The organism is Anaeromyxobacter sp. SG66 (assembly GCF_022690805.1).
Classification (GTDB): Bacteria; Myxococcota; Myxococcia; order Myxococcales; family Anaeromyxobacteraceae; genus Anaeromyxobacter; species Anaeromyxobacter soli.
The window spans coordinates 41,280-58,117 of the sequence record NZ_JALCZC010000023.1 but is presented as its reverse complement, the minus strand read 5'-3'; the positions used below and the strand labels follow the sequence as shown (position 1 = coordinate 58,117).

12 protein-coding genes are annotated in these 16,838 nt (G+C 74.9%); 9 read left to right on the top strand and 3 right to left on the bottom strand.

The genetic code is table 11. The features are described 5' to 3' along the window. On the bottom strand, positions 1-711 hold a 711-nt coding region (locus MNZ39_RS09335), incomplete at its 3' end, for a zinc-ribbon domain-containing protein (RefSeq protein WP_242337675.1). A gap of 120 nt (positions 712-831) precedes the next feature. On the opposite strand from MNZ39_RS09335, the gene MNZ39_RS09330 reads away from it, so the two are divergent. The 9 genes from MNZ39_RS09330 to MNZ39_RS09290 all read left to right on the top strand — a co-directional run bounded on the left by MNZ39_RS09330 (position 832) and on the right by MNZ39_RS09290 (position 13,682). Next, positions 832-1,686 carry a lysophospholipid acyltransferase family protein gene (locus tag MNZ39_RS09330; RefSeq protein WP_242337673.1) on the top strand — a complete coding sequence of 285 codons (855 nt, stop codon included), beginning with the start codon at positions 832-834 and terminating at the stop codon, positions 1,684-1,686. Positions 1,687-1,730: 44 nt separating this feature from the next. Next, positions 1,731-2,651 (top strand): SDR family oxidoreductase, encoded by a 921-nt coding sequence (locus MNZ39_RS09325; protein WP_242337677.1) that lies wholly within the window; start codon positions 1,731-1,733, stop codon positions 2,649-2,651. A gap of 29 nt (positions 2,652-2,680) precedes the next feature. Then, on the top strand, positions 2,681-3,244 hold the full coding sequence (locus MNZ39_RS09320; RefSeq protein WP_242337672.1) for a hypothetical protein: 564 nt from the start codon (positions 2,681-2,683) through the stop codon (positions 3,242-3,244). A gap of 85 nt (positions 3,245-3,329) precedes the next feature. Further along, positions 3,330-4,214 carry an Hsp33 family molecular chaperone HslO gene (locus tag MNZ39_RS09315; protein WP_242337670.1) on the top strand — a complete coding sequence of 295 codons (885 nt, stop codon included), beginning with the start codon at positions 3,330-3,332 and terminating at the stop codon, positions 4,212-4,214. Beyond that, on the top strand, positions 4,211-4,975 hold the full coding sequence (locus MNZ39_RS09310) for a phosphoribosyltransferase (RefSeq protein WP_242337668.1): 765 nt from the start codon (positions 4,211-4,213) through the stop codon (positions 4,973-4,975). The genes MNZ39_RS09315 and MNZ39_RS09310 overlap by 4 nt, the downstream gene beginning before the upstream one ends. Positions 4,976-5,083: 108 nt before the next feature. Then, positions 5,084-7,033, top strand: coding sequence for a selenocysteine-specific translation elongation factor (gene selB / locus MNZ39_RS09305; protein ID WP_242337666.1), 1,950 nt, complete (start codon positions 5,084-5,086; stop codon positions 7,031-7,033). Further along, positions 7,030-11,574 carry a GAF domain-containing protein gene (locus MNZ39_RS09300; protein ID WP_242337664.1) on the top strand — a complete coding sequence of 1,515 codons (4,545 nt, stop codon included), beginning with the start codon at positions 7,030-7,032 and terminating at the stop codon, positions 11,572-11,574. The genes selB and MNZ39_RS09300 overlap by 4 nt, the downstream gene beginning before the upstream one ends. Next, on the top strand, positions 11,567-13,018 hold the full coding sequence (locus MNZ39_RS09295; RefSeq protein WP_242337662.1) for a sigma-54 dependent transcriptional regulator: 1,452 nt from the start codon (positions 11,567-11,569) through the stop codon (positions 13,016-13,018). Before MNZ39_RS09300 ends, MNZ39_RS09295 begins: the two co-directional genes overlap by 8 nt. A 337-nt stretch (positions 13,019-13,355) precedes the next feature. Continuing rightward, a complete protein-coding gene (locus tag MNZ39_RS09290) occupies positions 13,356-13,682 on the top strand; it encodes a hypothetical protein (RefSeq protein ID WP_242337660.1) in 327 nt (108 codons plus the stop codon). Positions 13,683-13,760: 78 nt separating this feature from the next. Here the strand turns inward: MNZ39_RS09290 and MNZ39_RS09285 are convergent, their stop codons facing one another. Continuing rightward, positions 13,761-15,230, bottom strand: a complete 1,470-nt coding sequence (locus tag MNZ39_RS09285; protein WP_242337658.1) for an NADH-quinone oxidoreductase subunit N — start codon at positions 15,228-15,230, stop codon at positions 13,761-13,763. 1 nt (position 15,231) lies between these two features. Beyond that, on the bottom strand, positions 15,232-16,836 hold the full coding sequence (locus MNZ39_RS09280; protein ID WP_242337656.1) for a NuoM family protein: 1,605 nt from the start codon (positions 16,834-16,836) through the stop codon (positions 15,232-15,234). Positions 16,837-16,838: the final 2 nt, after the last annotated feature.

Here is a 16,838-nt window from a genome sequence, read left to right as displayed (position 1 = left end):
CGGCGCGGCGGCGCCCTCCCCGAAGAGCATCTCGAGGTTCTCGCCGCCCGCGGCGGGCGGATGGGCCGGGGGCGCCTCCGGCGCGGCAGGCGCCGGCGCGCCGAACGGATCGGCCGCGGCGGGCGAGGCCGCGCCGAAGGGCGAGGCCCCCGGCGCGGGGGCGAACGGATCGGTGTCGTCGAGCGAGGGAGGCGGCGGGGCGGCGGGCCGCCCGGCGCCGAGCTCGACCTCGCCGAACCCGAGCGCGCCGCCGTCGGGCGTCGCCTCCACCGCGTCCGCGGTGGCGTCGGGGACGTCGGCTCCGAACGGATCGGCGCCGGGCGTCGAAGGCGGCGCGAGTGGATCGTTTTGCCGCGGCGCGGCGGGGATCGGCGGCGGGAGCGGGACGCTGTCCGGTGCAGGCAGCGCCGGGGGCGGGAGCGGCACCCCTGCCGCCACGGAGCGCGGTGCCGGGAGCGGGACCCCGGCGCTCGGGGGGGGCGGGAGCGGGACGCCCGCGGAGGCGGGCGGCGCGAGCGGGACGGCGCCCTCGGTCTTCCCGGGGAGCGGCACCGGCTCGTCCCCCGCCCGCCGGCCCGCGCCGTCCGCGTCGGCGGGGCGGACCGGGAACGTCTCGCGGCACTTCGGGCACCGGACGTTCAGGCCGGACGCGGGGATACGCCGGTCGTCGATGTTGTAGGCGGCGTGGCAGTGGGGGCAGCCGACCCTCATGTCGCGTTCCTCCGGTGCAGGACGTCTCCGGCGGGCAGGCGAGAGAGCCCTCGGGGTCACGGAAGGTAGCACCCGGTCCGCGGCCCCTTCAAGGAAGCAGGCCCGTGATAAACGGAGGGAATGTCGGAGCTGTCGGACGCCGTGCGCGCGCGGCTCAAGGCGTGGACGTACGAGCTCGGCGGCCCCGGCACCCGCGCCCGGCTCGACAAGATCACCGCGCCCGCCAACGAGTTCGGGGTCGATCCCTACGGCTTCGACCTCGACTTCGCCGTCGCAGCGGTCGCCCCGCTCACCTGGCTCTACCGCAAGTACTTCCGGGTGGAGCTCCACGGCGTCGACAACGTCCCGGCGGAGGGGCGCGTCCTCCTCGTGTCGAACCACTCGGGCCAGCTCCCGTTCGACGCGGCGATGATCGAGGTCGCGCTCCTCGTCGAGAAGGACCCGCCGCGCGTCGTGCGCGCGCTCGTCGAGCGGTGGGTGCCGACCCTCCCGTTCGTCTCGACCTTCATGGCGCGCTGCGGGCAGATCGTCGGCACGCCCGAGAACTGCCGGAGGCTCCTCGCCGCGGACGAGGCGATCCTCGTCTTCCCCGAGGGGGTGCGCGGCCTCAACAAGCCGTTCAGGGAGCGCTACCAGCTCCGCCGCTTCGGCCCGGGGTTCATGCGGCTCGCGCTCGAGTCGGGCGCCCCCATCGTGCCGGTCGGCGTGGTCGGCGCGGAGGAGCAGGCGCCGGCGCTGCTCGACCTGAAGCCGCTCGCGCGCCTCCTCTCCTTCCCCGCCTTTCCCATCACCCCCACCCTCCTCCCCTTCCCCCTCCCCGCGCGCTACCACCTCCACTTCGGCGAGCCGCTCCGCTTCACGGGCTCGCCGGACGAGGACGACGCCGAGCTCGAGCGCAAGGTGGCGGAGGTGCAGGCGGCGGTGGCCGCGCTGCTCGAGCGCGGCCTCGCCGAGCGCAAGCACGTGTTCTGGTAGGAGCCCCCGTGGCGCCCCGCACCGAGCCCATCACCTTCCCCGGCATGCCGCGCACGGTCCTCGTGACCGGGATCTCCGGAAACCTCGGCCGCGCGCTGGCGAAGCTCCTGCACACCGAGACGCGCGTCGTGGGCCTCGACCGGCGCCCGTTCGCGGGGAAGCCCAAGGACCTCGCCCACCACCAGCTCGACATCCGCAAGGCGCGGGTCGAGGAGGTGTTCCGGCGCCACCGGCCCGAGGCGCTCATCCACCTCGGGATCATGCACGACCCCCGCGAGCTGCGGAGCGAGACCCACTCGTTCAACGTCCTCGGCACGCACAAGATCCTGGATCTTTGCGCCCGCCACGGCGTGAAGAAGGCCGTGGTGCTCTCCTCGGCGAACGTCTACGGGCCGCGCCCCGACAACTCGAACTTCCTCCCCGAGGAGACGCCGCTCATGGCGGGGGAGCGCTTCAGCGAGATGCGCGATCTCGTCGAGCTCGACATGTACGCGCAGTCGTTCATGTGGAAGCACCCCGAGCTCGAGACCGTCCTCCTGCGCCCGGTGAACATCGTCGGGCCGACGGTGCGCAACGCGCCGTCGAACTACCTCCGCCTCGCGCGGCCCGTCACGGTCCTCGGCTTCGATCCGATGGTGCAGATCATCCACGAGCAGGACGTGTGCCGCGCGCTCGCGCTCGCGCTCCGGCCCGGCCTGCGCGGCGTCTTCAACGTGACCGGGCCCGGACAGCTCCCGCTCTCCGCGATCCTGCACCAGCTCGGCCGTCACCCCATCCCGGTGCCGCACCTCGTGGTCCGGTCGCTGCTCCGGCGCGCGTTCGAGGCGCGGCTCACGAGCTTCCCGCCGGAGGAGGTGGATCACATCCAGTACCTCTGCGTCGTGGACGGCTCCCGCTTCGTGCGGGAGGCCGGCTGGAGCCCCTCGGCGTCCCTCAGGGATACCATCCGCAGCGTCGTGGCGTAGGCGGATCGCGCTCTGCTATGGGTCACGGCATGCGCACCCTCTCGTCGACCCTGCTGCTCGCCGGCGCGCTCTTCGCGTCGCGTGCCCTCGCGCAGGAGCCCGCCTTCCAGCCCCAGGGCGAGGTCCGCTTCTACTCGACCGGCGGCATGGGCAGCGGGGCCTCGTTCGACGACACCCGCATCGTCGGACCGGACGTGAACCTGACGCGCCGGGAGGACGGCAGCTGGGCGGGCGACATCGCCGGACAGGACGTGAACCTCGTGGGCGGCGAGTCGCGGCTCTCCGGTCCCCAGGTGAACCTCACCTTCAAGCAGAAGAGCGGCAAGACGGACGTCGAGGGGCTGTTCTACGGGCAGCGCGTGCGGATCTCCATCGACCCGAAGAAGCTCAAGGGACGGTACGGGAGCTGCTCGTTCGATCTCTCGCGCGGGCGCGGACCGCCGGTCTACCGCGGCGACGTGGGCTGCCTGCACGAGGGCCAGCGGCTGCCCTCCGCCGGAAAGGCGGGCGTCGAGCTCATCGGCGAGGCGGCGGGCGAGAAGCCGCCTGCCGTCCAGCTCGGCCTCGCGCTCGTCGCGACCCTGCCGCGCTGACGGGCCGCGACGGGCGCGCGCCGGCGGGCTTCCTCGCGGTGCGCGCGGGTGGCGCCGCGCCACGCATCCGGACAGAATGACCCGGATGTCCGATCGTCTCTGCCGCGGCCTCTTCCCCGAGCACGGCCTACGCGCGGTGTTCGTCCGCGTGGGCGACACCGCCCGGATGGCCCGCATGCTCCACGGCCTCTACCCGACGAGCGCCCACCTGTTCGCGCAGGCGCTCACCGGCGGGGCCCTGCTCGGCGCGCTGCAGAAGGAGAAGGGGCGCGTGAACCTGCAGCTCGAGTGCGACGGTCCGCTCTCGGGCCTGTTCGTGGACGCCGATCACGACGGGAACGTGCGCGGCTACGTCCGGCGACCCGCCGTGAACTTCCCGGGCGATCCGGCGCGCGGCGCGCGCGCGGCGCTCGGGGGCTCGGGCTTCCTCTCGGTCCTGCGGCAGCTCGGCGACGGCCAGCACTACCGCAGCGCCGTCGAGCTGGTCACCTTCGACCTGCCGGAGGACCTGCGCCGCTGGTTCGCGGCGAGCGAGCAGGTTGAGACCGCCCTCGACGTCGCCGTCGTACCGCGCGAGGGCGAGCCGCTCGGCGAGGTCGCCGGGGTGCTCCTGCAGCGCCTGCCGGACGGCGACGACGCGGCGATCGAGGCGGCGCGCGCCCGACTCCTCGGAGGCGCGCTCCCGGCGGCCCTCTCCCGCGGCGCCCCAGCCCAGGACATCCTCAGGGAGGTGGGCGGCCAGGGTTTCGAGCTGCTCGCCGACGGCGAGGTGGCGTACCGGTGCGGCTGCAGCGACGCCCGGGCGCGCTCGGCGGTCTCCGCGCTCGGTCGCGAGGGCGTCCTCGAGGTGCTCGCCACCGAGAAGCAGGCCGTGATCACCTGCGAGTTCTGCCGCTCGCGGTACGTCGTGGACGAGGCGGCGCTCCGTGACATCGCGCGCCGGCTGGGGGAGCGCGAGGCGAGCGGGTGAGCACGGCTGTGGTAGATTCTGCTCCCCTGCCGGGCCGGACGAACGGCCCCCTCTCCCGGAGGACCGCCATCCCGACCTCGAAGAAGAGGAAGACCGCCGCCCCCGCGAAGCGCCGCTCCGCGAAGCCCGCCCGCGCCGCCGGAAAGCCCCGCCGCGGCGCGGTGGCGCGCAAGGCGAAGCGCAGCGCCCCGATCGTCGACCACCCGCTCGGCATGGGGGTCGCCGACGGCTTCGCCATGGACCGCCTCGCCGCGCCGGCGCGCATGAAGCGCGCGCCCAAGAAGGCGGTGCGCGAGATCGGCTGGGCCGCCTTCGGCGAGGTCGCGCGGAGCCTCGCGCAGCGGATCGCCGCGCGGTACGAGCCGGACGTGGTCGTCGGCGTCGCCAAGGGCGGCGTGTTCGTGGGCGGAGCGCTCGCCGCCGCGCTGGGCGTGGACTTCTACCCGGTGCGCATCGAGAAGCGCCGGCGCGACGCCGCGCCGCTGCCGGAGCCCGTGGTCGAGCTGCCCGATCTCTCGCGCAAGAAGGTCCTCGTCGTGGACGACGTCGCGGCGAGCGGCGCCACGCTCGCGAAGGCGCGCGCGGTGACCCGCAAGGCGGGCGCGCGCGAGGTGCGCACCGCCGTGCTCGTCGTCCGGCCCGACGGGGCGCGGCCCGACTTCTCCTTCCTCGAGACGGACGAGCTCGTCCTGTTCGGCTGGGACTACCAGCTCGACGGCGGCGAGGCGGGCGGCGTCGATCCGGGCGAGGTCGGGGTTTGACGGCGCCCCCCGCGCGCACGGAGCCTGCCGCGACGCACGCTGCCTGCCTGCGCCGGGCGCCATGAGGCGGAGGTTCGGGGGGGCCTGCGGGCCGTCCCGGGGGAGCACATGAAGCGCGTCGTCGTCGGCACCGCCGGACACATCGATCACGGCAAGAGCTCGCTCGTGCGCGCACTCACCGGGATCGATCCGGACCGGCTGCGCGAGGAGAAGCGGCGCGGCATCACCATCGAGCTCGGGTTCGCGCACCTCGCGCTGCCCGACGGCACCGTGGCCGGCGTCGTCGACGTCCCCGGCCACGAGCGGTTCGTCCGGGCGATGGCGGCCGGCGCGGGCGGGATCGACCTCGTCGTGCTGGTCGTCGCCGCGGACGAGGGCGTCATGCCCCAGACCCGCGAGCACCTCGACATCTGCCGCCTCCTGGGCGTGCCGCGCGGGCTCGTGGCGGTGACGAAGTCGGATCTCCTGCCCGGGCTGGGCGCCGACTGGTTGCCGCTCCTCGAGCAGGACATCCGCGAGGCGACGAAGGGGACGTTCCTGGAGGGCGCCGCGGTGCTGCCGGTGTCCTCCGCCACGGGCGAGGGGCTGGACGAGCTCCGCGCCGAGATCGCCCGGCTCGCGGGCGAGGTGACGGAGCGGCCGGCGGACGGGCCGGTGTTCCTGCCCATCGACCGCGCCTTCTCCATGAAGGGGTTCGGGACGGTGGTCACCGGGACGCTGCTCTCGGGGCAGATCGCCGAGGGTGACGAGGCGGCGCTCCTGCCGTCGCCGCCGGGGGCGCCGCCCCTCCGCGTCCGGAGCGTGCAGGTGCACGGCAAGGCCGCCCCGCGCGCGCTCGCCGGCCAGCGCACGGCGGTGAACCTCCCCGGCATCGAGCCCACCGCGGTCGCGCGGGGCCAGGCGCTCGTGCACGCCGGCGTCGTGCCGCCGTCCTCGATCCTCGACGCCGAGGTGACGCTCCTCGCCGCCGCGCCGCGCCCGCTCAAGCACCGCGCGAAGCTCCTCCTCCACGTGGGCACCGCGCAGGTGCCGGCCGCCGTCGCGCTCCTCGATCGCGCCGAGCTCCGCCCCGGCGAGACCGCCTTCGCGCAGCTCCGCCTCGGGGCGCCGGTCGCGGCGCTCCCGGGCCAGCGCTTCATCCTGCGCGGCTTCGCGGTGCTCGAGGGGCGCGGCAAGACCGTCGGCGGCGGGCGCGTCCTCGCCGTGGCCGCCCCGCGGCGCCGCCGCGGGCGTCCCGAGGCGACGCGGCAGCTCGAGGTGCTCGCCCGCGGCGACCCCGACGCGCGCGTCGCGGCCGTGCTCGAGCTGGCCGGGCCGGCGGGGCTCGACCTGCCCGGCCTCGTGGGGCGGACCGCGCTCGCGCCCAGGGCGGCGCAGGGCGCGCTCGACCGCCTCGGCGCGAAGGGCGGCGCCGTGCTGTTCGATCGCGAGCGCCGCGCCTACGTGGGGGGCCCGGTCGCCCAGGAGCTCGCGCGGCGCCTCCTCGCCGCGGTCGACGCGTTCCACGCCGCGCACCCGCTCGCGGCGGGCATCGGCCGCGAGGAGCTGCGGGGGAGCCTGCCCCCCATCACCGATCCCCGCCTGTTCCAGCGGCTCCTCGCCCAGCTCGCGGAGAGGGGCGAGCTCGTCGTCCAGGGCGACCAGGTGCGCCGGAAGGGCCACGCCGCCGCCTCCGGCGCCGACGCGGGGGCGCTGAAGGAGAAGGTCGCGCAGGCGCTCGCCCAGGGTGGGCTCACGCCGGCCTGGCTCGCGGAGCTGCCGCTGCTCGTGGGAGGCGCGCCGGCCGACGTGCAGGCGGTGCTGAAGCTCCTCCTCGCCGAGGGGCGCGTCGTCCGCGCGAGCGCGGAGCTCTGGTTCGACGCGGGCGCGGTCGGGGCGCTCCGGGAGCGGCTCGTCGCCTTCCTGCGCGAGCGGCGCGAGATCTCGACCCAGGAGTTCAAGGACCTCGTCGGCGCCACCCGCAAGCACGTCATCCCGCTCGCCGAGTACTTCGATCGCGAGAAGGTCACCCTGCGCGTCGGCGAGAAGCGCGTGCTGCGCGGGGAGGGGCGCGCATGAGCGAGGCGCCGCTCGAGGCCGTCGGCACGGTCGTCATCCGCGGGGGACGGATCCTGTACGCGAGCCCGCTCGTGGCGGCGCTCGTGGAGAGCACGAGCGCCGCGCTCGTCGGCGCGAAGGCGTTCGAGCTCCTCGCCCCGGAGGACCGGTCGCGCACGGCGGACCGGTACGCGCGGCTGCTCCGCGGCGAGCCGACGCCGGCCGAGTACGAGGTCGCCCTCGCGCTGCCCGGCGGCGGGCGCCGGGCGGTGGAGCTCAGGATGGACGTCGACGGCCGGGACGTGCTGGTGCGCGTCCGGGACGTCTCCGCGCGCGCCGACCGCCGCCCCCGCCTCGAGGCGCTCGCGGCGCTCGGCGCGGCCATCCAGCGCGAGCGGAACGAGGCGGGGGTGTTCGAGCGCGTCCGCGACGGGCTGCGCGCCATCGGGCTCACCTCGCTCCTCATGCGCCCCGAGTCGGACGGCGTCCGCCTGGAGTGGGCCGCGCCGGCGCCCGCGATCGAGGCCGAGTTCGTGGAGAAGGCGGGGCCCCTCGTCGGCCGCGTTGGCGCGTGGGGATCGTTCTCCCGCGCCGTGTGGGCGGACGGGGTGGCGTTCTCCGACGACTGGGGGTCGGAGGTCGCGGCGTTCGTGGGTGACCCGCGGGCCGAGGTCGCCCACGCGAGCGCGGTCGCGCTCCGCCTCACCCGCGCCATCGCGGTCCGCCTCGACGAGCGGACCGCCATCCGGAACTACCTCGTCATCGTCGGCGACTGGCTCGACCGCGGCGACGTCGCGGCGGTGCGGCTCTTCGGGGCGCAGGTGGCCGCCGCGCTCGACGCGGCGCGCATCATCGCCGACCTCTCGCGCCGCAACGCCGAGCTCGCGGCGCTGAACCGGCTGGGCGCCATCGCCGGCGACGCGGCGGATCTGCCGAGCTTCTTCGCGCGCTCCGCCGAGCTGGTGCGGGCCGCCACGGGCTGCGACGCGCTCGGCGTCTACGTGCTCGAGGACCGCGAGGGCGAGCTCGCCTGCCGCTTCCACGACGGGGTCGAGAACGCGCCGGCGGACACCGCCCGCCTCCCGCTCACCTCGCCGCTCGGGGACGTCGTGCGCGACCGCACCGCGCGGGTGGTGGAGGCCCGCGCCGACGATCCGGGCGGCGCGCTGGTGGCGCGCCTCGGCTTCGCGGCCAGCGCCTGGGTTCCGCTCGTGGCGCGCTCGCGCGTGGTCGGCGTCATGACCGCCGGGTACCGCTCCGGCCCGGAGCGGGCGCACTCGCGGCTCGACGTGCTCGCCGCGGCGGCCGCCCACTTCGCCGGCGCGATCGAGTCCCACGGCCTGCTCGGTGACCTGCGCCGGCGCGTCGGCGAGCTCACCCTCCTCAACGACCTCGCGCTCGCCTCGGCGCAGCTCGACCCGGTGCTGCTGCTCGACGCCGCGCTCCGCCGCGTGTGCGGCACGCTCGACGCGGGCGGGGCCGCGTTCCTGCGCGACGGCGACCGGCTCCTGCTCGTCTCCGGCGTGGGCCTCGCGCCCGAGGCGGCGCGCGCGGTCGCCCAGCTCCAGGTCGGCGAGGGCGCCCCCGGCCTCGCGGTGGCGCGCCTCGGCCCCGTGGACGGGCGCGACCCGGCCAGCGGCGGCGACGCCTGGGAGGCGTTCCGCGCCGCGCGCGGCGACGGGCCGCTCGTGGCCGTGCCGCTGCTCGCGAAGGCCCACGCGCTCGGGGCGCTCCTCGTGACCCGACCCGTCAACGGGCGCGAGCTCGAGCCGGGCGACGTCGGCCTCCTCTCCGCCATCGGCGTGCAGCTGGGCGTCGCCGTCGAGAACGCGCGCCTCTTCGCGGACGTGCGGCGCCGCCTCTCCGACCTCGAGGCCGTCCACGCGCTCGCGCTGCGGATCTTCGGGAACGCGCCGGGGGACGTGCGGGCGCTGCTCGAGGACGGCTGCCGCGAGGTCGCCCGCGCCCTCTCCGCCCGCGGCGCGGCGGTGCTGCTCGTGGACGACGGAGGGCGCGCCCTGCGGGGCGTGGCCGCGTTCGGGGCGCCGCTGGATCCGGCGAAGATGCGGATCTCGCTCGAGGAGGACGGGATCGCCGCGGAGGCGTTCCGGCGCCGCGCGCCGGCGTGGAGCGCCGACGTGAAGGGCGATCCGCGCACGAGCATCCACGCCGCGCCCGGCATGCCGTCCCTCGCGATGCTCGCCGTCCCGCTGACCTCCCGTGAAGCGACCCGCGGGGTGCTCTTCATCGCCGACGACGCCGGCCGCAGCTTCGGCGATCCGGAGCTCGCGCTCGCGAACGCGCTCGCCGGCGAGCTCGCCGTCGGGCTCGAGAACGCCGAGCTCTACGCCGAGGCGCGCGCGCGCGTCGAGGAGCTCTCGCTCCTCAACGAGATGGGCAGGACCGTGGCGGCCTCGCTCGATCTCGACCAGGTGCTGCGGGACGGCGTGGAGGCGGGCCGCCGCCTGCTCGACGCGAGCCGCGGTGCGGTGGTGCTCTACGATCCGGTCGCGAGCGAGCTGCACCTCGCGGCGGGGACGGGGCTCGAGGAGGAGGATCCCGCCCTCTTGCCCCAGGCGCTGCGCGACGGGGGCGTCTCCTTCCGCGTGATCCGCGAGCGGCGGGCCATCGTGGTGGACGACGCCCGAAACCACCTCGAGGTGAACGCCGAGCTCCGGGACCGGCTCTCGCCGCGCGCCATGCTCTTCGCGCCGCTGCTCCTGCGCGGCGAGCCGCTCGGCGTGCTCGTCATCGAGGAGTCCCGCCGCCCCCGGCGCTTCACGGAGGCGGACGTCCAGCGGGTCACCGCGGTGGCGAACCAGCTCGCGGTGGCGATCGAGAACGCCCGCCTGTACCAGGCCGCGCGCGACCGCCTCGCCGAGCTCTCCGCGGTCATCGACGTCGCCCGGGTGGTCTCGTCCTCGCTCGAGCTCGAGGAGGTGCTCGGCGCCGGCGCGGAGCAGCTCATGCGCACCCTCGAGGTCCCGGCGTGCACGATCCTCCTCGGCGACGTGCGCGGGCAGGCGCTGCGACGCGCGGCGTTCCGGGGCGCGCCGGTCGGCGCGGACCGCCTCTCGCTCGAGGAGCCCTCCATGGCGCGGGCCGCCCTCGAGGCGCACGCGCCGCTCGCCGGGCGCGCCGACACGGGCGCGGCGGTGCTCGCCGTCCCGCTGCACGTCCGCGACCAGCCGGTCGGCGTCGCGCTCGTCGAGGGCGCGGACGCGGAGCGCACCTTCACCCCCGGCGAGCTCTCCCGCGCCATGGCCATCGCGAGCCAGCTCGCCGTCGCCGTGGACAACGCGCGGCTCTACTCCGAGACCCGCCGCCGCGCCGAGGAGCTCGCGCTGCTCCACGACGTCGGCCGCTCCCTCGCCACCCTCGACATCGAGCAGGTGCTCGGCGAGGGCGTGAAGAACCTCGCGCGCATCGTCGACTGCACCGCCGCGTTCCTCGCGCTCGGGCCCGGCGACGGGGGCAGCCCCGAGATCCGGGCCGTGGCGGGGCCGCTGCGGGGCCTGCTCGGGCGCCGGCTCCCGCCGGGCTCGACGCCCATCGAGAGCCCCGTCCTCGAGCGGGGCGAGGCCGTCGCGATCGAGGACGTGGAGCAGGATCCTCGCGTCTCCCCCGAGGCCCGGGCGCTGACCGGGGCCCGCGCCCTGCTCGTGCTCCCGCTCCTCGTCCGCGAGCGCACCATCGGCGCGGCCGTCATCATCGAGACCCGCGCGCCGCGCCGCTTCACGTCCGCGGAGATCCAGCGCGCCGCCGCCATCTCGAACCAGCTCGCCGTCGCCGCGGAGAACGCCCGCCTCTACGAGGACCTCCGCAAGAGCTACGCGGAGCTCGCCCGGGCGCAGCGGCAGCTCATCCAGCAGGAGCGGCTCGCCGCGCTCGGCGAGCTCTCCGCGGTCGTCGCCCACGAGGTGCGCAACCCCCTCGGCGTGATCTTCAACTCGCTCGGCTCGCTGCGCCGGCTCATCCGCCCCGCCGGCGACGCGAAGCTGCTCCTCGACATCGTGGGCGAGGAGGCGGACCGCCTGAACCGGATCGTCGGCGACCTGCTCGACTTCGCGCGCCCCTCCGAGCCGCAGCTCCGCCCCGAGCGGCTCGAGCGCGTCGTCGACGAGGCGATCCAGACCGCGCTCGCCCAGAACCCGCAGGGCGTGGAGGTCCACCGGGAGGTGGACCCCGACCTGCCGGCCGTCCCGATGGACGCGCGCCTCGTGCGCCAGGCGGTCATCAACATCGCCGTGAACGCGCTCCAGGCGATGCCCCGCGGCGGCCGGCTCACCGTCCGGCTGCGGCGCGAGGACGGCGCCGCCGCCCTCGACCTCGAGGACACCGGCCCCGGCATCCCCGAGGAGGTCCGGCACCGGATCTTCGAGCCCTTCTTCACGACCAAGGCGAGCGGGACCGGGCTCGGGCTCGCGGTGGTGAAGCGGATCGTCGACGGCCACGGCGGCGAGCTCACCGTGCAGAGCCGCCCGGGCGGCACCGGCACGGCGTTCCGCCTCCGGCTGCCCTTGCGCCCGTCCCCCACCGAGAAGGAAGCCGCCCATGGTTGAGCTCCCCCCCGGCGTCGCCGGCTCCGAGGACGGCGGGGACCTCGCGCGCCGCGCGGCCGCGAGCGTTCCCCCCCGGGGCAAGGTCCTCGTCGTCGACGACCAGAAGAACATGCGCGCCACGACCGCCATCGTGCTGCGCCAGGCCGGACACGTGGTGGAGGAGGCGGAGGACGGCGCGGCGGCGGTGCAGCGCCTCCAGCAGGAGACCTTCGACGTCGTCCTCACCGACCTGCGGATGCCGAGCGTCGACGGGATGGAGGTCCTGCGCGCGGCGCAGCGGCTCGCGCCCGAGACCCAGGTCATCGTGATGACCGCCTACGGCACGATCGAGTCGGCGGTCGACGCGATCCGGGAGGGCGCCTACGACTTCCTCGCGAAGCCGTTCAAGGAGGACGAGCTCCTCCTGCGCGTCTCGAAGGCGCTCGAGAAGCGCCGCCTGCTCGGCGAGGTGAGCCTCTTCGCGGGGGAGTTCCGCAAGCGCTACGGCCTCGAGCACGTCATCGGCCGCTCCGCCGCCATGCGCGAGGTGCTCGACCGCGTGGTGCGCGTGGCGCCCACCGACGCCACGGTCCTCGTCACCGGCGAGTCGGGCACCGGCAAGGAGCTCGTCGCCCGCGCGATCCATGTCGCGAGCCGCCGCGGCGACAAGCCGTTCGTGCCGGTGAACTGCGCCGCCATCACCGAGACGCTCCTCGAGTCGGAGCTCTTCGGCCATGCGAAGGGCGCCTTCACCGGGGCGATCCGCGCCCGGCGCGGCCTGTTCGAGGAGGCGAACGGCGGGACGCTCTTCATCGACGAGGTCGGCGAGACCGCGCCGGGCTTCCAGGCGAAGCTCCTGCGCGCCCTGCAGGAGGGCGAGATCCGCCGGGTGGGCGAGTCCGCGCCGGTCCAGGTCGACGTGCGCATCATCGCGGCGACGAACCAGGATCTGCGCCGCGCCATCTCCGAGCGCCGGTTCCGCGAGGACCTCTACTACCGGCTGGCGGTGGTGCCGGTCCGGATCCCCCCGCTGCGGGAGCGGCGCGAGGACATCCCCCTCCTCGCCGCCCACTTCGTGCAGCGCTACAACCGCCGCACCGCCGAGGGGAAGATCCTCACCCCCGAAGCGCTCGCCCGGCTCGTCGAGCACGAGTGGCCCGGCAACGTGCGAGAGCTCGAGAACGCGATCGAGCAGGCCGCGGCGCTCTCTCCCAGCCGGGAGATCCGCGCGGGCGACGTACACATCGAGGCCGTGCGCGACGTCGGTCCGGGGCGCGACGAGGACCGCCGCACGCTCGCCGAGGCGGTGGAGGACGCGGAGCGGCGCACCATCGAGGCGGCGCTCGCGCGCTGCGAGGGCGATCTCGGCCGCGTGGCGCGCGAGCTCGGGGTCTCGCCGACGACGCTGTGGCGGAGGATGAAGCGGCTCGCCATCGATGCCCGCGGCGCCGTTCCCCCGGCCTAGCCCGCGGCGACGGCGAGCCGTCGACGCGCGGCCAGGCGCCGCCGAGCGAGTGCGGGACACGCGTTTTTCAGCTCTGAAACGGCCGCCTTTCACGTGTGCAACGCGGAGGCCCGCTGGGTCACTGCGGGGGTCCCCTCGCCGGTGGAACGTTCGACCGCCATCCTCCTGGATTTCCTCGGTTGTCCGGCAAGAAGGACGCGCAAGGCCCCGGATGGCACCGATGTTGCTCTTAGCGAACCAAGAGAAGTGCAAAGCAGCCTGTTGAAGGAGGTCCCCCCCCGCCACTTCAGCTGCGCTTTGCACTTCTTTTCTTTTTTCTCCGCGGATCGCCGCCCGCATGGCCTCGTTCCTCATCGTCGACGGTGACCGAAACTTCCGCGAGGCACTCGCGATCGCGCTCAGGTTGGACGGCCACGCGGCCGTCGCCGCGGACACCGCGGACGACGCCCTGGCGCGAATCGCGACGCGGCGACCCGACTGCTGCGTGGTGGACGCGCACCTCGTCGGCTCGGACACCGTGCTCGAGGCCGCGGCCGCGGCCGGCGTGCGCACGGTCGTGACGGGCCCCCACGAGGATCTCCTCGCCCACGTCGTGCGCCGTCACCCGCGCGCGCAGCCGCTCCCGAAGCCGTTCGCCGCCGACGCGCTCGCGCGGCCCGCCTGAAGGTTCTGACGAGGCTGCGCGCCCGCCGGCACCGCGTTGATCGCGGCGCGGCGGGCGCGTGAGGAACGGCCGGAGAGCCTAGAGCAGGATCGCGCCGGCGGCCTGGGCGAGGCGGATCACCGGGTCGGCGACGAGCCCGAGCACCACCACCACCGCGACCGCCGCGGCCAGGGCGACCGAGGTCGCGGCGGACGAGAGCGGCTCCGCCTCGCCGGCCGCGGGCCGCATGTACATGTAGACCACGACGCGGAGGTAGTAGTAGATGCCCATCGCGCTCGTCAGCACGCCGAGGATGGCGAGGCCGTAGAGCTGCGCGCCGATGGCCGCCTGGAAGATGTAGAGCTTCCCGATGAAGCCCGCGGTGGGCGGGATCCCCGCGAGCGACAGCAGGAACACGGCCATCGCGAACGCGAGCCCCGGGCGGCGCCGCGCCAGCCCCGCGAAGCGCTCGAGGTCCCACGCGTCGGCGGGCTCGTCGTCGAGGCGGGAGCGCCGCTCGAGCGCGCCCACCACGGTGAAGGCGCCGATCGCCGTCGCCGCGTACACGGCGAGGTAGAAGAGCAGCCCCGCGAGCGCCTTCTCGCGCACGCCCGCGACCGAGGCGGACAGCACGCCGACGAGGAGGTACCCGGCGTGCGCCACGGAGGAGTACGCGAGCATCCGCTTCACGGAGCGCTGGGGCACCGCGAGCAGGTTCCCGAAGATCATCGTCAGCACGGCGAGGCCGCTGATGACGCCCGAGAACGCCGTCGCCTGCGCGGCGGTCCCCGCCTCCGCGGAGAGGAAGATGCGGGCGAGGAGCGCGAACGCGGCGGCCTTCACCCCGGCCGCCATGAACGCGGTCACCGGCGTGGGGGCGCCCTCGTAGACGTCGGGCGTCCAGGCGTGGAACGGCACCGCCGCGATCTTGAAGGCGATGCCGGCCGCGACGAGGCTCAGCCCGGCGAGGGAGAGCGGCGAGCCGCGGCCCTTCGCGAGCTCGCCGAACAGGGTGGAGCCGGACGCGCCGTAGAGCAGCGCCGAGCCGTAGAGGAAGAGCGCCGAGGAGATGGCCCCGAGCACGAGGTACTTGAACGCCGCCTCGGAGGGGCGCTTGCCGCGGCGGAGGTAGGCGGCGAGCGAGTACGTCGCGAGGCTCATCACCTCGATGGCGATGAACGCGACGAGGAGGTCGGTCGCCATGCCGAGCAGGGCCATGCCGGCCGTGCCGAACAGCGCGAGCCCGTAGAACTCCCCGCGCTCCGCGTTCCGGGCGCGCAGCCAGCCCGCGCCGACGAGCGCGGAGAGCGCGAGCCCGGCGCACACGACCACCGTCACGAAGGCCGAGAAGTCGTCGACCACCGCCTGGCGGTTGAACACGTAGCCGGAGTAGGGCCGGGCGATCGCCGCGGCCCCCGCGGCGACGGCGAACACGACCGTGATGGCGGCCTGGTACCCGCGCCGCCCCGAGACGAGGAACACCTCGCTGAGGAGCACCGCGAGCGCCCCGACCGTGAGGATCGCGATCGGGAGGAGCGCCACGAAGTCGTTCGTCGGGAAGCCGTTCATGTCAGTGAGCCCCGCCGGTGGGGAGGACGATGGGGAGCGTCGGGGCGGGAAGCTGGGCGCCCGCGCGGACCGCCACGGACGGCGTGACCGTGCCGACCTGCGGGCCGATGCCGAGCCGCGCCTCCGCCTGCTGGAACCGCCCGATGAGCCGGTCGACGGCCGGCTTCGCCGGCGCGAGGAACGGGCCGGGGAGGATCCCCATCACCACGATGAGCACGAGCATCGGGACGAGGACGAAGCCCTCGCGGACGCTGAGATCGGGGAGGGCGCGGTTCGCCGGGTTCCGCATGGCCCCGAAGAACACCCGCTCGACCAGGATGAGCATGTAGACCGCGCCGAGGATGACGCCGAGCGCGCCGAGGGTCGCGAACACCGGCGCCGAGCCGAGCCGCGAGAGCCAGGTGCCGGAGAGGATGAGGAACTCGCCGACGAAGCCGTTCGTGCCCGGCAGCCCGACCGACGACAGCATCACGATGACGAACGCCGTCGCGATCCAGGGGACCTGCTTCGCGATCCCGCCGTACTCCGCGATGAGCCGCGTGTGGCGCCGCTCGTAGAGCATGCCGACGAGGAGGAACAGCGCGCCCGTCGACACGCCGTGGTTCAGCATCTGGTAGACGGAGCCGGTGAGCCCCTCGGCCGAGAGCGCCACGAGGCCGAGCATCACGAAGCCGAGGTGCGAGACCGAGGAGTAGGCGACGAGCCGCTTCATGTCGGTCTGCACGAGCGACATGAGCGCGCCGTAGAGGATGCCGATCACCGCGAGCACGGCGATGACGTTCCGGTACTGCAGCGCCGCCTCCGGGAAGAGCGGCAGCGCGTACCGGAAGAAGCCGAAGGTGCCCATCTTGAGGAGCACGCCGGCGAGGATGACTGAGCCGGCGGTCGGGGCCTCGGTGTGCGCGTCGGGCAGCCAGGTGTGGAGCGGGAACATCGGCACCTTCACCGCGAACGCGACGGCGAACGCGAGGAAGAGCCAGCGGGCGTGGTCGGGCGTCACCTGCAGCGCCTGCCGCGCCTGGACGTAGTCGAAGGTCCCGCCGTCGTGGAAGTAGATGTAGATGATGGCGAGCAGCATGAGGACGCTCGCCGTGAACGTGTAGATGAAGAACTTCACCGTCGCGTACAGGCGGTTCTGCGAGCCCCAGATGCCGATGAGCAGGTACATCGGCACGAGGATGAGCTCCCAGAACACGTAGAAGAGCACGAGGTCGAGCGCGGCGAAGGTCCCGATCATCGCCGTCTCGAGCACGAGCAGCGCGATCATGAACTCCTTCACGCGCTCCTCGACCGCCCGCCACGCGGACAGGATCACGATGGGCGTGAGCGCCGTCGTGAGCATCACGAGCAGGAGCGCGACGCCGTCGAGGCCGACGTGGTAGCCGATGCCGAGCGACTGGATCCACGGCAGGCGCTGCTCGAACTGGAACTCGGGCGCGCTCGCGGAGGCGTCGAAGCCGAACCAGAGCCCGAGCGACAGCACGAAGGTGAGGAGCGAGAAGCCGAGCGTGAGCGCGCGGTGCTGCCCGGGCTCGTCGCGCGGGACGAGCACGAGCGCGAGCGCGCCGGCGAGCGGGAGGAAGGTGACGAGGGTGAGGAGGTTCACGG

Bases quoted from the DNA above. Each gene is read 5' to 3' on its own strand.
- MNZ39_RS09330 (WP_242337673.1), top strand. From the start codon at position 832: ATGTCGGAGCTGTCGGACGCCGTGCGCGCGCGGCTCAAGGCGTGGACG.
- MNZ39_RS09325 (WP_242337677.1), top strand. From the start codon at position 1,731: ATGCCGCGCACGGTCCTCGTGACCGGGATCTCCGGAAACCTCGGCCGC.
- MNZ39_RS09320 (WP_242337672.1), top strand. From the start codon at position 2,681: ATGCGCACCCTCTCGTCGACCCTGCTGCTCGCCGGCGCGCTCTTCGCG.
- MNZ39_RS09315 (WP_242337670.1), top strand. From the start codon at position 3,330: ATGTCCGATCGTCTCTGCCGCGGCCTCTTCCCCGAGCACGGCCTACGC.
- selB (WP_242337666.1), top strand. From the start codon at position 5,084: ATGAAGCGCGTCGTCGTCGGCACCGCCGGACACATCGATCACGGCAAG.
- MNZ39_RS09300 (WP_242337664.1), top strand. From the start codon at position 7,030: ATGAGCGAGGCGCCGCTCGAGGCCGTCGGCACGGTCGTCATCCGCGGG.
- MNZ39_RS09295 (WP_242337662.1), top strand. From the start codon at position 11,567: ATGGTTGAGCTCCCCCCCGGCGTCGCCGGCTCCGAGGACGGCGGGGAC.
- MNZ39_RS09290 (WP_242337660.1), top strand. From the start codon at position 13,356: ATGGCCTCGTTCCTCATCGTCGACGGTGACCGAAACTTCCGCGAGGCA.
- MNZ39_RS09285 (WP_242337658.1), bottom strand. From the start codon at position 15,230: ATGAACGGCTTCCCGACGAACGACTTCGTGGCGCTCCTCCCGATCGCG.